At 72.3% G+C, this 13,970-nt stretch carries 14 protein-coding genes; 9 read left to right on the top strand and 5 right to left on the bottom strand.

Annotated features, from left to right (window positions below; genetic code table 11):
* Nucleotides 1-55: 55 nt before the first annotated feature.
* Both cysD and cysN read left to right on the top strand, forming a co-directional pair.
* The gene (gene cysD, locus GA0070214_RS07300; RefSeq protein WP_091260623.1) at nucleotides 56-967 is read left to right on the top strand and encodes a sulfate adenylyltransferase subunit CysD; all 912 of its coding nucleotides are present in this window, start codon (nucleotides 56-58) and stop codon (nucleotides 965-967) included.
* Entirely contained in the window at nucleotides 967-2,271 is a 1,305-nt protein-coding gene (cysN, locus tag GA0070214_RS07295; protein ID WP_091260621.1) for a sulfate adenylyltransferase subunit CysN, read from the top strand. The genes cysD and cysN overlap by 1 nt, the downstream gene beginning before the upstream one ends.
* 58 nt (nucleotides 2,272-2,329) lie before the next feature.
* Here the strand turns inward: cysN and galK are convergent, their stop codons facing one another.
* Entirely contained in the window at nucleotides 2,330-3,487 is a 1,158-nt protein-coding gene (gene galK, locus GA0070214_RS07290; RefSeq protein WP_091260620.1) for a galactokinase, read from the bottom strand.
* Entirely contained in the window at nucleotides 3,484-4,413 is a 930-nt protein-coding gene (gene galE, locus GA0070214_RS07285; protein WP_244167614.1) for a UDP-glucose 4-epimerase GalE, read from the bottom strand. Before galE ends, galK begins: the two co-directional genes overlap by 4 nt.
* Nucleotides 4,414-4,642: 229 nt before the next feature.
* Here galE and GA0070214_RS07280 point away from each other — a divergent pair, with 229 nt between their 5' ends.
* From GA0070214_RS07280 to GA0070214_RS07260, 5 genes are read left to right on the top strand one after another with little or no spacing between them, the layout of a single operon-like run.
* Nucleotides 4,643-5,668: a hemolysin family protein gene (locus tag GA0070214_RS07280; protein ID WP_091260618.1), complete on the top strand. Its 1,026-nt coding sequence runs from the start codon at nucleotides 4,643-4,645 to the stop codon at nucleotides 5,666-5,668.
* Between the two features lie 33 nt (nucleotides 5,669-5,701).
* Nucleotides 5,702-6,727 carry a tryptophan--tRNA ligase gene (gene trpS / locus GA0070214_RS07275; RefSeq protein WP_091260616.1) on the top strand — a complete coding sequence of 342 codons (1,026 nt, stop codon included), beginning with the start codon at nucleotides 5,702-5,704 and terminating at the stop codon, nucleotides 6,725-6,727.
* Nucleotides 6,728-6,774: 47 nt separating this feature from the next.
* Nucleotides 6,775-7,332, top strand: coding sequence for a 2'-5' RNA ligase family protein (locus GA0070214_RS07270; RefSeq protein WP_091260613.1), 558 nt, complete (start codon nucleotides 6,775-6,777; stop codon nucleotides 7,330-7,332).
* 57 nt (nucleotides 7,333-7,389) lie between these two features.
* Entirely contained in the window at nucleotides 7,390-8,325 is a 936-nt protein-coding gene (locus GA0070214_RS07265) for a YihY/virulence factor BrkB family protein (RefSeq protein ID WP_091260611.1), read from the top strand.
* Nucleotides 8,322-8,696 (top strand): GntR family transcriptional regulator, encoded by a 375-nt coding sequence (locus GA0070214_RS07260; protein ID WP_091260609.1) that lies wholly within the window; start codon nucleotides 8,322-8,324, stop codon nucleotides 8,694-8,696. Before GA0070214_RS07265 ends, GA0070214_RS07260 begins: the two co-directional genes overlap by 4 nt.
* Before the next feature lie 80 nt (nucleotides 8,697-8,776).
* On the opposite strand, the gene GA0070214_RS07255 is transcribed toward GA0070214_RS07260, so the two are convergent.
* Complete coding sequence (locus GA0070214_RS07255; RefSeq protein ID WP_091260607.1) at nucleotides 8,777-11,698, bottom strand: hypothetical protein; 2,922 nt, start codon at nucleotides 11,696-11,698, stop codon at nucleotides 8,777-8,779.
* Nucleotides 11,699-11,782: 84 nt separating this feature from the next.
* On the bottom strand, nucleotides 11,783-12,226 hold the full coding sequence (locus GA0070214_RS07250) for a hypothetical protein (RefSeq protein WP_091260605.1): 444 nt from the start codon (nucleotides 12,224-12,226) through the stop codon (nucleotides 11,783-11,785).
* Between the two features lie 193 nt (nucleotides 12,227-12,419).
* Here GA0070214_RS07250 and GA0070214_RS07245 point away from each other — a divergent pair, with 193 nt between their 5' ends.
* Both GA0070214_RS07245 and GA0070214_RS07240 read left to right on the top strand, forming a co-directional pair.
* Complete coding sequence (locus GA0070214_RS07245; RefSeq protein WP_139141767.1) at nucleotides 12,420-13,073, top strand: hypothetical protein; 654 nt, start codon at nucleotides 12,420-12,422, stop codon at nucleotides 13,071-13,073.
* Nucleotides 13,074-13,131: 58 nt separating this feature from the next.
* Nucleotides 13,132-13,569: a hypothetical protein gene (locus tag GA0070214_RS07240; protein WP_091260600.1), complete on the top strand. Its 438-nt coding sequence runs from the start codon at nucleotides 13,132-13,134 to the stop codon at nucleotides 13,567-13,569.
* A 4-nt stretch (nucleotides 13,570-13,573) separates the two neighbouring features.
* Here the strand turns inward: GA0070214_RS07240 and GA0070214_RS07235 are convergent, their stop codons facing one another.
* Nucleotides 13,574-13,936 carry a VOC family protein gene (locus GA0070214_RS07235; RefSeq protein WP_091261435.1) on the bottom strand — a complete coding sequence of 121 codons (363 nt, stop codon included), beginning with the start codon at nucleotides 13,934-13,936 and terminating at the stop codon, nucleotides 13,574-13,576.
* Nucleotides 13,937-13,970: the final 34 nt, after the last annotated feature.

Below are 13,970 nucleotides of genomic sequence, written 5' to 3'. Positions count from 1 at the left end.
GACCGGAAAGGTCTGGAATCCCGATGTGCGGATCCGAGCGAATCGAGTTCGTGTCATGACGGCCCCCGCCGCGTACCAGGTGTCGCATCTGGACGCGCTCGAGGCGGAGAGCATCTTCGTGATGCGCGAGGTCGTCGCCGAGATGGAGCGGCCCGTGCTGCTGTTCTCCGGCGGCAAGGACTCGATCGTGATGCTCCGGTTGGCCCAGAAGGCGTTCGCCCCGGCCAACATTCCCTTCCCGGTGATGCACGTCGACACCGGGCACAACTTCCCCGAGGTTCTCGAATACCGGGACCAGCGCGTCGCCGAGCTGGGTCTCCAGCTCATCGTGGCCAGCGTGCCGGAGGCCCTCAGCAAGGGGCTGGTGCGCGAGTCGGCCGACGGCATGCGCAACCGGATCCAGACCCCGGTGCTGCTCGACGCGGTGGAGAAGCACCGCTTCGACGCGCTGTTCGGCGGCGCCCGCCGGGACGAGGAGAAGGCCCGGGCCAAGGAGCGGGTGTTCAGTTTCCGCGACGAGTTCGGCCAGTGGGACCCGAAGAACCAGCGCCCGGAGCTGTGGGCGCTCTACAACGGGCGGCACCACCCGGGCGAGTCGATCCGGGTGTTCCCGCTGTCCAACTGGACCGAGCTGGACGTCTGGCACTACATCGCCCGGGAGCGGATCCCGCTGCCGTCGATCTACTACGCGCACCAGCGCGAGGTGATCGAGCGCGACGGCATGCTCTACGCGGTCAACGAGTTCTTCCGCGCCCGCGCCGGTGAGCAGCCGTTCAAGGCCCAGGTGCGGTACCGGACCGTGGGTGACGCCTCCTGCACCGCGGCGGTCCGTTCGGACGCCGACACGGTGGAGAAGGTGATCGAGGAGGTGGCCGCCACCCGGATCACCGAGCGCGGCGCGACCCGCGGCGACGACCGGGTCAGCGAGGCCGCCATGGAGGACCGCAAGCGGGAGGGCTACTTCTGATGAGCGTCGAGACTGTTGCGCCGGCCGAGGCCGACGCGTCGGCCCGGCCGATGGACCTGCTGCGGTTCGCCACCGCGGGCAGCGTGGACGACGGCAAGTCGACCCTGATCGGCCGGCTGCTGTACGACACGAAGTCGCTCTTCACCGACCAGCTGGCCGCCGTCGAGGCGGTCAGCGCGGCCCGGGGCGACGAGTACACCAACCTGGCGCTGCTCACCGACGGCCTGCGCGCCGAGCGGGAGCAGGGCATCACCATCGACGTGGCGTACCGCTACTTCGCCACGCCGCGGCGGAAGTTCATCATCGCCGACACCCCGGGGCACATCCAGTACACCCGGAACATGGTCACCGGCGCCTCCACGGCTGACCTGGCGCTGATCCTGGTGGACGCGCGCAAGGGCCTGGTGGAGCAGTCCCGCCGGCACGCGTTCCTGTGCTCGCTGCTGCGGGTGCCGCACCTGGTCCTCTGCGTCAACAAGATGGACCTGGTCGACTGGTCGCAGGAGGTGTTCGAGCAGATCGCCGACGAGTTCACCGCGTTCGCCGCGAAGCTCGACGTGCCGGACCTGACCGTGGTGCCGATCTCCGCGCTGCAGGGCGACAACATCGTCACCCGCTCGGAGAACATGCCCTGGTACGAGGGCCCGTCGCTGCTGCACCACCTGGAGCGGGTGCACATCGCCTCGGACCGCAACCTGGTCGACGTCCGCTTCCCGGTGCAGTACGTGATCCGGCCGCAGTCCACCACCGTCACCGACTACCGCGGGTACGCGGGCCAGGTGGCCTCGGGTGTGCTCAAGGCCGGCGACGAGGTGATGGTGCTGCCCTCGGGCTTCACCAGCCGGATCGCCGCCGTGGAGACCGCCGACGGCCCGGTGGAGGAGGCGTTCCCGCCCATGTCGGTGACGGTCCGGCTGACCGACGAGATCGACATCTCGCGCGGCGACCTGATCTGCCGGCCGAACAACGCCCCGACCGTCGCGCAGGACATCGAGGCGATGATCTGCTGGATGGACGAGACCCGCCCGCTGCAGGTCGGCGGCAAGTACGCCATCAAGCACACCACCCGTTCGGCGCGGGCGATCGTGCGCGGCCTGCACTACCGGCTGGACATCAACTCGCTGCACCGCGACGAGACGGCCGGCGAGCTGAAGCTCAACGAGATCGGCCGGGTGCGGCTGCGGACGACCGTGCCGCTGCTGGCCGACGAGTACCGGCGCAACCGCACCACGGGCGGGTTCGTCATCATCGACGAGGCCACCAACCGCACCGTGGGCGCCGGCATGATCGTCGAGGCCGGCTGACGCGGATCGCACGTGGGAAGGCCCCCGGTCGGTGGACCGGGGGCCTTGCCGTTTCTCGTCAGTCGAGGCGGGTCGCGCCGGGGGACGGGAGGACCGTGAGGGTGCCGGGCGCGGCGAAGCCACGGTCGGCGTACGCGGCCGTCACGGCGGCCGCCACGGCGTCGGCGGCGTCCGCGTCGACCAGCGCGAGCACGCAGCCGCCGAAGCCGCCGCCGGTCATCCGCGCCCCGTACGCCCCGGCGGCCAGGGCCGCCTCGACCGCGGTGTCGATCTCCGGCACGGTGATCTCGAAGTCGTCCCGCATCGAGACGTGCGAGGCGGTCAGCAGCGGGCCGATGTCGCGGATCCGGCCGGCGCGCAGCAGCCCGACCGTGTCGAGCACCCGCTGGTCCTCGGTGACCACGTGCCGGACCCGGCGGCGGGTCTCGTCGTCGTCGAGGCGGGCCAGCGCGGCGTCCAGGTCGGCGGCGGCGACGTCGCGCAGCGCGGCCACCCCGAGCGTCTTGGCGGCCCGCTCGCAGGACTTGCGGCGGGCGGCGTACTCGCCGTCGGCGTGCCGGTGCGGCGCCCGGCTGTCGACCACCAGCACGGCCAGCCCGGCGGCGTCCAGGTCGAACGGGATCTGCTCGACCTCCTCGGTGCGGCAGTCGAGGAAGAGGGCGTGCCCGGACCGGCCGCGGATCACCGCGGACTGGTCCATGATGCCGGTGGGCGCGCCCACGTAGTCGTTCTCGGCGCGCTGGGCCAGCCGCGGCCAGCGGTCGGCGGGCAGGTCCAGCCCGCCCAGCTCGACCAGGGCGGCGAGCACCGCCGCCTCGATGGCCGCCGACGAGGAGAGCCCGGAGCCGACCGGCACGTCGGAGGCGATGGCCAGCCGGGCGCCCGGGACGTCGTGGCCGGCGGCCCGGAGCGCCCAGACCACCCCGGCCACGTAGGCGGCCCAGCCGTCGACGCCGCCGGGCTCGTCGGCCTCGGCCGGCCCGAACTCCACGGGCTCGTCGTCCAGCTCCGACCAGACGGACCAGCGCCCGTCGCCGGCGGCCGCCGCGGCGACCACGGTACGCAGCGGCAGGGCGAAGGGCAGCACGAAGCCGTCGTTGTAGTCGGTGTGCTCGCCGATCAGGTTGACCCGGCCGGGAGCCGCCCAGCGGCCGGCCGGCTCGGTGCCGTACCGCTGCCGGAAGCCGGCGGTGGCGCGGGCCGCGACGTCGCTCATCGCTGTTCCAGGATGTGCGTGCGGTAGAACTCCCAGGCGTCGCCCACCATGTCGTGGAGGGTGGGCTTCTGCGGCACCCAGCCCAGCTCGGCGCGGGCCAGGGCGGAGGAGGCGACCAGCTCGGCCGGGTCGCCCTCGCGGCGCGGGGCCATCTCGACCGGCACCGGGTGCCCGGTGACCTCGCGGACCACCTCGATGACCTGGCGGTTGGTGAAGCCGTTGCCGTTGCCCAGGTTGTAGATGCGGTGCCGGCCCGCGGTTGCGGCCTCGAGGGCCAGCAGGTGCGCACGGGCCAGGTCCTCGACGTGGATGTAGTCGCGGACGCAGGTGCCGTCGACGGTGGGGTAGTCGTCGCCGAAGAGCTGGAACTTGTCGCGCCGGCCGGCGGCCACCTCCAGGGCGAGCGGGATGAGGTGGGTCTCGGGGTCGTGCCGTTCGCCGATGCTCCGCCCGTCGCGCCGGTAGGCCCCGGCCACGTTGAAGTAGCGCAGCGAGACGGCGGCCAGGTCGTGCGCGACCGCCTCGGAGGTGAGCGCCATGTCGACGGCGAGCTTGGTCGCGCCGTAGGTGTTGGTGGGGGCCTTGACGGCGGTCTCCGGGATGGGCAGCTCGGTGGGGTTGCCGTAGACGGCGGCGGTGGAGGAGAAGACCAGCCGGGGCACCCGGGCGGCGCGGACCGCGTCGATGAGGGCGAGCGAGCCGACGGTGTTGGTCTGCCAGTAGAGCTCCGGCTTGACCATCGACTCGCCGGCGGCGATCAGGGCGGCGAAGTGGAGCACGCCGTCGAAGCCGGCGTCGGGGGTGAGCACCCGGGCAGCCTCGTGGATCGGCAGGTCGACGTGGGTCGCCTCGGGGGCGAGCGCTTCCCGGTGGCCGGTGCGCAGGTCGTCCAGGACGGTCACCTCGTGACCGTGGTCGAGCAGCATCCGGGTCACCACGCTGCCGATGTAACCGGCGCCGCCGGTGACGAGCAGTTTCACGTCGCTCCTCCTGCCTGGGCCGCGTGCGGCGGCGGCCGTCCGTGATCACCCTACGGCCGCGGGCTGTGTCGCGGCTGCGAGTGGGGCCGCCTCCTATTCCACCACAATCCTTCATGATTGAACAGATCCGAACATCGCCCGGAGCGTCCGGCGCCTGCTGTCTACCATCCTTGTCATGCGGGAGGGAGGTGGTCCCGGGCCCCGGCGACGTCCGCCGGGGCGGCCCAGACGCGAACCGGGACCCGTGGCCCGGACCGTGGCCCGGCTCGTGGTGCGGGCCGCCGACGGCGCCACCCGCCTGGTCACCGACCTGCTCGGGGCCAGCCCGACCGCCGGCCGGGCGCAGATCAGCGAGGCCGAGCTGCGCGACCTGGTCGCCGCCAGCACGGTGCTCGACCCGGACGAGCGGCGGATCATCGACGAGGTGCTGGTGGCCGGCGCGCGGCTGATCCGCGAGGTCATGATGCCGCGCACCGAGGTGGTCTTCCTCGCCACCGGGCTCACCCTGCCCGAGGCCGAGCGGCTGGTCCGGGCCGAGCCGCACACCCGCTACCCGGTGGTCGACGGCACCCACGACGACGTGGTCGGCTTCGTCCACCTGCGGGACGTGCTGCTGCGTCCCGAGCGGGACCCGCGCGCCACGGTCGGCGAGCTGGCCCGCGAGGTGAAACGGCTGCCCGGCAGCAAACGGGTGCTGGCCGCGCTCACCGAGATGCGCCGCGAGGGCCACCACCTGGCCGTGGTGGTCGACGAGTACGGCGGCACCGCCGGCATCGTCACCTGCGAGGACCTGGTGGAGGAGCTGGTCGGGGAGATCCACGACGAGGACGCCGCCCCGGCCGACCCGGCCCTCGTCGGGCTGCCCGCCGTGGTCGACGGCCGGCTCAACCTGGCCGACTTCGCCGAGCGCACCGGGGTGCCGCTGCCCGCCGGGCCGTACGAGACGGTCGGCGGGTTCGTGATGGCCGCCCTCGGCCGGCTGCCGGTCACCGGCGACGAGGTGCCGGTGGCCGTCGACCCCGACGACGCCGGCGGGCCCGCCCCGGACGACCCGCCGGGCGGCTGGCTGCTGCGGGTGGTGGCCCTCGACGGGCGGCGGGTGTCCCGCCTCGCCGTGTCCACAGCCCGCCTGCCCGAGCCGCGGCGCGAGGTCACGGCCCCGCTCCCGCCCGTGCCCACCCGACCCACCGGCCCGTCATGACGGCCGCCGGGGCTTGCTGACAGAATTGCCGGCATGTCCGACGTACCCGCCCGCCCGCGCGTCTTCTCCGGCATCCAGCCGACGGCCGACTCGTTCCACCTCGGCAACTACCTGGGCGCGGTACGGCACTGGGTGGCCCTTCAGGACAGCCACGACGCGTTCTACTGCGTGGTCGACCTGCACGCCATCACCGCCGGGCACGACCCGAAGGTGCTCAAGCAGCGCAGCCGGATCGCCGCCGCGCAGCTCTTCGCGGTCGGTCTCGACCCGGAGCGCAGCACCCTCTTCGTCCAGTCGCAGGTGCCCGAGCACCCGCAGCTCGCCTGGGTGCTCGGCTGCATCACCGGCTTCGGCGAGGCCAGCCGGATGACCCAGTTCAAGGACAAGTCGCAGAAGCAGGGCAGCGAGCGGGCCAGCGTCGGCCTGTTCACCTACCCGATCCTCCAGGCCGCCGACATCCTGCTCTACCAGGCCCACGCCGTGCCGGTCGGCGAGGACCAGCGGCAGCACCTGGAGCTCTCCCGCGACCTGGCCCAGCGGTTCAACTCGCTGTTCGGCCCGACCTTCACGGTGCCCGCCCCGCACATCGTCAAGGACACCGCGAAGATCACCGACCTGCAGGACCCGACGGCCAAGATGTCGAAGTCGTCCTCCTCGCCGGCCGGCATCATCGACCTGCTGGAGGAGCCGGCCCGCTCGGCCAAGAAGATCCGCTCGGCGGTCACCGACACCGGCCGGGAGATCGTCTTCGACGCCGAGGGCAAGCCCGGCATCTCCAACCTGCTGACCATCTACTCGGCGCTCTCCGGCCGCGGCATCGACGACCTGGTCGCCGCGTACGACGGCAAGGGCTACGGCGACCTGAAGAAGGACCTCGCCGAGGTGGTCCGGGAGTTCGTCACCCCGATCCAGGAGCGCACCCGCGCCTACCTGGACGACCCGGCGCAGCTCGACAAGCTGCTCGCGCAGGGCGCGGAGAAGGCCCGTGCGGTCGCCGCCCCGACGCTGCGCACCGTGTACGAGCGGATCGGCTTCTTCCCGCCGGTCCGGTTCGAGTAGCGGCCCGGGCACGGCGGGAACGGGTGTCGCAGTCGGTGGCCGGAGGGATGGCGCGCAGCGTGGATGGCAGGGACGGGGCGCCGGACGCCGGTGACACGATCCAGATCGGGATCGCGGTCGACATCCCGGAGCCGTGGGGCGGCATGCTCACCCGCCGGCGGATCGAGGCCGGTGACCCGCTGGCCGTCCCGGCGCACGTGACCCTGCTCGGGCCCACCGAGATCCCGGTGCGCGCGCTGCCGGCCGTCGAGGAGCACCTGGCCCGGGTGGCCGCCACCCACCTGCCGTTCACGCTGCACCTGCGGGGCACCGGCACGTTCCGGCCGGTCACCCAGGTGGTCTTCGTGGCGGTGGCCGCCGGGATCAGCGAGTGCGAACTGCTCGCGGCCGCCATCAACGCGGCCCCCGAGCTGCACCGCGAGGCGCGCTTCCCGTACCACCCGCACGTCACGGTGGCCCAGGACGTGCCGCCCGAGGTGCTCGACAAGGCGTACGAGGACCTGGCCGACTTCTCCGCCCTCTTCGAGGTGGAGGCGTTCACGCTCTTCTCGCACAGCGGGGCCACCCGGTGGCAGCCCCGCCGCGACTTCCGCCTCGGCGGCTGACCTGGGCGCGCGGCCGGCCTGCCGACACCGGGCCGGGAGATCGGCGAGGATGGCGCTGTGAACGTCATCGGCCGGATCGAGACGGCGCTCGGTCGCCGCATCGACGCGGCCCGGGCCCGCTCGTCGGCCTTCGACCACGTGTGGCGGGCCGGGACGCTCTACGCCGACCTGCTCGGCGGCCGGCTGGCCGCCGCCATCGCCTACTACGGCTTCTTCGCCGTGTTCGCGCTGGCCCTGGTGGCGTACTGGATCTTCGGCACGATCCTGCAGGACAACCGCGAGGTGAGCCGGGCGGCGGCCGACTTCCTGGAGGGGAACCTGCCGTTCCTCGACCCCCAGCAGATCGCCGAGAGTAGCAACACCGTCGGCGTGATCGGCCTGGTCATCCTGGTCTTCACGGGGATCGGCTGGGTCGAGGCGATCCGCTCCTCGCAGCGGCTCATGTACGGCTTCAACCAGCAGCCCGGCAACCTGGTGGTGCGCCGCCTGGTCGACCTGGGGGTGCTGGTCGCGGTCTTCGTGCTGCTCGGTGTCTCGGTGGCCGCCGTCGACGCGCTGGAGTCGCTGCTGCGGTTCCTGCTGCGCAGCACCGGCTCGGTCGGGCTGACCACGGTCAGCGCGGTGCTCAGCGTGCTGGTCAACGCGGTGCTGGCCACCGCGCTGCTGGTGGCGGTGCCCAGGTTGCGGATGAGCCGCCGCCGGCTGCGCCCCGCCGTGCTGGCGGTGGCCGTCGGCATCACGCTGCTCAACACCGTGGGGCGCTACTACGTGGTGCGCACCGAGCGGAACCCGGCGTACACGGTGGTCGCCACGGCGGTGGGGCTGCTGCTCTACCTCTACCTGCTCAACCAGATGGTGCTCTTCGGCGCCGCGCTGGCCGCCACCAGCCGCTACGGGCGGGTGGTGGACCTGGCCGAGGGCGGCGCCGCGCGGGAGGTGGACGTGGAGATCGACGAGGAGACCGACCCGGGTACGCCGGGAGGGGCGGGATGAGCACCCGGATCCGGATCGAGCCGGACTCGGCGGTGCCTCCCTACGAGCAGGTACGCGGGCAGCTCGCCGCGATGATCGGTGACGGCCGGCTGCCGGTCGGCACCCGGCTGCCCGCGGTCCGGCAGCTCGCCGCCGACCTGGGCCTGGCCGTGAACACGGTGGCGCGGGCGTACCGGGAACTGGAGTCCGCCGGGCTGGTGGAGACCCGCGGCCGGCACGGCACCCTGGTGGCCCCCGGGCGCGACGACGCCACCGACCGCCTGCACCGGGCCGCCACGGCGTACGCCGCCGAGGCGCTCCGGCTGGGCGTCCCGCCGGACCGCGCCCTCGCCCTGGTCCGTGCGGCTCTGGACGCCACCCGGCGTGACTGACCGGGTGCTGTCGCGAACGGGCCCCTCGCCAACCCTTCCGGGGTGACGAGGGGCCCGTCGCCCGGCGCTAAGGCCTCGGCCTAGTAGGGATCTTTGCAGTTGTGTCCGTTGCGGTCGTAGATCGGCACGAACGCCATGGCGTCCCAGGCGATGTCGACCGTCCCGTCGGATTCCGAGTTGCCCATGTTGTTCAGCAGCACCTGCGAGCCGCGGCCGAGGTTGTACGCCCCCAGGTAGACCCACTTGTCGTGGCCGTTGATCCCCGGCAGGCCCGTGCCCTGGTCCAGCGTGCAGGTGTACTCGCTGCCGTCATTGCCGCCGCGGATCACGTACTCGGCGTCCTCGTGCTCGCCGCCGTGGCTCGGCAGGTGGACGACGACGTCGAACCGCATCCGTTCCCCGGGTTGCAGGTCCAGGTTGGGCGTCCAGGCGCCGACCAGGTGGTGCTTCGGGTTCGGATCCCCGTTGACCGGCGGATAGACGTGACTGAACCACATGTGCCCCTGGTAGCCCGCGCCCAGCTGGTGCAGATCGATGTCGGCGTAGAGGGCGTTCGTGCTGCCCGCCGGGAAGCCGGCCCGGAGGACGAACTTGCCGTCGTTCGGATCGCTGGCGCAGCCCATCGCGTACTGCGACGAGTCGATCGTGGTGTAGACGACGCTGGTCCTGCGGGTGGCGTCCTTGTCCGGGTCGGAGTTTCCGGTGAAGACCGAGCAGTCCCGGTCGTAGACCCGTTGCACCCCCGGCTCGGCCGACGACGAGCCGTAGGTCACCTTCTCCTTGGCGCACTCACCGCCGGGGCAGTTGGCGAAGGTCACGTTGCCGTGCCACCAGCAGGCCTCGCTGTCGGCCGGGCACGGGTTCCCGGTGTTCGGGGTGCAGCTGTTGATGCTCGGCGAGCAGAAGGTGTAGACGCCCGGCAGTGACAGCACCTTGGTGAAGCGGCTCTCGTAGTCCGGAGAGTTGGGGCCGTACGTCGGCTGGGCGTACGCCTCGGTGGCGATCGGAAAGCCTCTCAGCTGCGGCGTCTCGATCCACCCCATGATCCGCTCCGGGTAGGGCCATTCGTTCGGCGTCTCCGCGTCCGCGTACGTGTCCCGGAGGAACCCGGGCCGAGCGGGATCGTACGAGGGGTTGGCCGGGTTGTTCAGCCAGCCGATGCCCCACCGACCGTTGTTGCTTCCGGCCTCGCTGCTCGGGTGGTAGCCGCTGTTGTACGCCCAGACGGCCAGGAACCAGTTCTCGATCCAGGCCGGGTCGTTGTTGTTGAGGGTGCTCCGACCCTGCGGCTCGTTGTAGATCTGGTTCCACTTCTCGATCAGGATGTTGAGCCCCGCGGCGACGTTCGCCGCGTAGTCGACCGCGATCGCGACCTGCTGGTTGCGGGTGTAGACCGTCTCGCCGACGCTCATCCCCGTGGTCACCTGGCCGACGCCGTAGCCGCAGTCCGCGCTCGGGTAGTTGATGACGTCGATGCTGCCCCGCGCGTTGCCGTAGTAGTCGGCGATCAGCGGGTTGCCCAGGTCGCCGGGGACCGCGTGCCAGGAGGCCTGCGAGAGGTTGGTCTCCTGGGCCAGGATGCCCAGCATGATCTGGGCCGGCACCTCGCCGCCGCCGGCCACCGCCCGGCGCGGGAAGAGCCCCTGCGGGCTGTACGAGGGCAGGCCGGACTTCAGGTAGTTGGCGGGCCGGGACGTGGTCAGGGTGCCGTGCACCGCGCGGTCCACCGCCCACTCCACCATGTCGGCGCTCGGCTGTTGCGCCTGCACCTTCGGGTCGTTCCGGCGTACGGCGCACTTCGGGTTCGCGATGTTCGGGTCGACCGCCAATGTGCCCACCGTCGGTGCGGGCGCGGCCCGGGTCGGCAGCGCGTCCAGCCGGGGAGCCTTCCGCTCCGTGTCGAAGGTGGCGGTGGACCGGCGGCCGCTGGCGGTCGCCTGCACCGACACCCGGACCCGGCCGGCGTCGGCCCGGTCCGCGGGTGACAGCGGTTCGCGTACCGCCTTCTCGCCCTGCGCGGTGCTGATCTGCTGGGCGAGAAGATGGCCCTGCGCGGAGACGGCCCGGATCCGGTGGTCCGAGCGGATGACGGACAGTTCCGGCCAGGCCCGGGCGAGGGTCGGTGCGGTGCCGACCAGCGCGTTGTGCCCGCCCACCTGGCCCATCAGCTGGAGGTGACCCTTCTGGCCGACGGCCACGGTGCGCAGCCGCCCGGCCTGGTATCGCTGTGCCACCGCCCCCTCGCCGGCGATGGCGACGAGGTCCACCCCGCTGCGTGCGGTGCCGCGGAGGGCGGAGACCGGGCCGGCCGGCCGGGCCACCTCGGTCAGCGCCCCGGTGGACCCGACCTTCACGAGCCGGCCCCGGGCGATGCCGTAGTCACCGTCGGCCGCCGGCGCCGGCGTGGTGAACTGGGCCGCGATCCGGCGGGTCCGGGTGACCCGGTGGGCGGCCGCGTCCACGGTGAGCAGGTCCGTGCGCTGCATGTCCTCGCCGACCGCCCGGGTGAGAAGCGCCCGGTCATCCGGTCCGCAGGCGGGATTGAAGTACGCCAGTTGCAGGCCGGTCGCCACCGTGGTCGCCTTGCCGGTGTCGATGTCCACCACCGCGGCGAGGCCGCCGGCCCGGACCAGCGTGGGCTTGTTGGCCGCCATCTTCGGGGCGAAGACCGCCACCGCGTACCGTCCGGAGCCGGTGACGCAGACCTCACCCATCCACGGACCCATGTCGAGCGCCGAGGCGGACAGGGTGGCCAGCGTGGACCAGGCGAAGGCGTTCCGTTCCCGGGCCACGTAGAGATGGAACCCGTTGCTGTCGCCCGCCCCGGTGACCAGCACGTCCGAGGAGGCGCGCCAGCCCTTGCCCAGACCACCGTCCGGATCCCGGATCGCGGAGGGGTCCGTGGGCGCGGGCGCCGCCGGTCGACCGCTCGGCGCCGCGGTCGCCGGTGCCGTGCTGACGGCTCCGGCGAATGCGACCAGTGCGGCTGCCGCCGCGCACACTCTTCTACTGACTCGTTTCAATGTTCCCCCGTTCGAATGAGGCGCCGATCGACGCCGAAAGGATCTGCACGACGAGATGGGCGCTCAACGCCAGGAGGTGCAGGTGTCGGGGTCGAGGCCGTCCGACCGCACCGACGCGCACAATTGCAGGGAATACTCCCAGCTGAACATTGTGGTGACGTAATGTCCTGGGCCACTTGCCGTCACCGACGCGGCCGTCTGGAGGAGACCGCCGTAGGTGGGCTGCCAGTCCAGCCGGACGGTGGCGGTGTCCGCGGCCCATTCGCTGGTGTAGTCGCCCCACATCGCTCCGCAGGCCGGCGAGTAGAAGAGGTCGCCGTGCTTCATCTTGCCGTCCGGGTCGTTGCCGTCCACCCGGTCGAAGCTGGAGATCGCGTACGCGCCGGTCATGCAGCCGTTGGCGGACGCCAGTTTCCCGTTGCACCCGGTCCGCGTGCATCCTGCGGCCGACGCCGGCCCCGCGGGTGACAGCGCCGCGACAAGGCTCGCGCAGATCAGCGCGGCCATTGCGGCTGCTCTCCAATTCTTCAATTGTGCCTCCCCGTGTTCGTTGCGCTTGTTGCTGCGGGCAACAGCCTCCCAGAGGTGGCCATCGATATTCAATATTGACCACCGTTGTGTTTCTGGGTAGCCTCCGAGGCGGTCTGCGGCGGTTTTGCGACGCCGTTGCCGTTTGAGCTGTGACACGGGGGAGCACGATGTGAAGGCGAACGACAGCGGCGCGGATCCGGTGTCCCCGACCGGCGGGACGGTGTCGAGACGACCTCTCGTGCTCACCGTGACCGCCGTGGTGGTGCTGGTGGCGGCCGCGATCGTGGCCCTCGTTGCGCTGCGCGACAGGGGCGCCGCCCCGGCCCGCCCCACGGCGCCGCGGGGCGCCGCCGGTGAGCCGGGGGAGCGCGGCGGCGTCGCCACCACCGTCAGCCCGTCCGGGCCGGTGAAGGTGCTCGCCGGAACCACGCCCGGCCAGGTCACCGACGCCTGGGTCAAGCGGTGGCCGGGCCCGGTGGACGTGGACGGCTCGCTGCACACGGTCCGGGCGACGCTGCCCGGCACGCGGGACCAGCTGTCGGCGTCCGTGGGCCAGCCCGCGAAGGACCGTCGGGACGAGGTGACCCGCGTCTTCTGCCTCGTCAAGCATCGTGGCACCGTCCAGCCACCGCTGGTGCGCACGCTGGTCGACGGCTGCCTCGGCCCGGTCCTCCGGGCTGAGGAGCGCACGGCGGTGCTGGCGTGGCTGAACAGCGCCGATCTCTCCGTCCCGCATCAGCAGGTCCGGCGGTTCCCCCGCTTCGAGCTGCTCGCCGACCACACCGCCGACACGTCGTTCTCGTTCATCCTCAACGCTCGTTAGCGGCGTGGCTCAGGCGATTTCCGCCCACGTCGTCGCCGCGACCGACCATGATGGGCCGGTGGGCGCACTCGTGACACTGGACCTGCCGGACGACTCGCCGATGCTCGGCCTGCCGTGGATCATCACGTTCGGCCCGCTCGGCGACGACGACGAGTGGGAGCCGGTGGTCTGTGGCCCGTACGAGCGGCCGCACGCGCTCGCCCTGGCCGAGGCGGTGGTGGCCGAGGAGCAGCTCATGGCGGTGGTGGAGCCGCTGCTGCCGGCGCTGACGCCCGAGGAGATCCGCAGCGAGATCGCCGCCGCGCAGATCGCCGCCGAGGACGAGGCGGCCCAGGTCGACCAGGCGGACCTCTACGGCGACTTCGAGGACGTCATCGACGAGGAGCTGGAGCTGGCCGCCGAGCGGGAGCCCGAGCCGGCGAATCCGCCCAGCCGCGACGAGGTCCGCGCCGGTCTCGCCCGGATCGCCCAGCTGCTCACCAGCCGGGGGGCCTGAGGGGTCAGCTCGGCGGGCCGTCGAGCACGCAGAACTCGTTGTCCTCCGGGTCGGCGAGCACCACGAAGCCCTCCGTGCCGGTCTGCCCGACGTCGACGCGCCGGGCGCCCAGCCCGATGAGCCGGTCGACCTCGGCCGCGGGATCCCCGTCCGAGACCAGGTCCGGGTGGAGCCGGTTCTTGCCCCGCTTCGGGGTGCCGCTGGCCTGCAACCAGACGGTGGGACCGGGGCGGCCCGGCGGTGGATAGAGCTTCGCGTTGCCGTCACCGCCCTGCCGGACCGTGTAGCCGAGGGCGGCCGACCAGAAGGCGGCCATCCGGTCGACGTCGCTGACATCGAGCGTGTACTGCGCCAGGTGAGTGGTCATCACCCGGTGGTACCCCACGGTCCCGGATGGACAC

Origin of the sequence: Micromonospora chaiyaphumensis (assembly GCF_900091435.1) — a bacterium.
In the GTDB taxonomy this organism is placed as follows: domain Bacteria; phylum Actinomycetota; class Actinomycetes; order Mycobacteriales; family Micromonosporaceae; genus Micromonospora; species Micromonospora chaiyaphumensis.
Note: the sequence above shows the minus strand (reverse complement) of the source record. Positions and strands in the feature narration are given on the sequence as shown.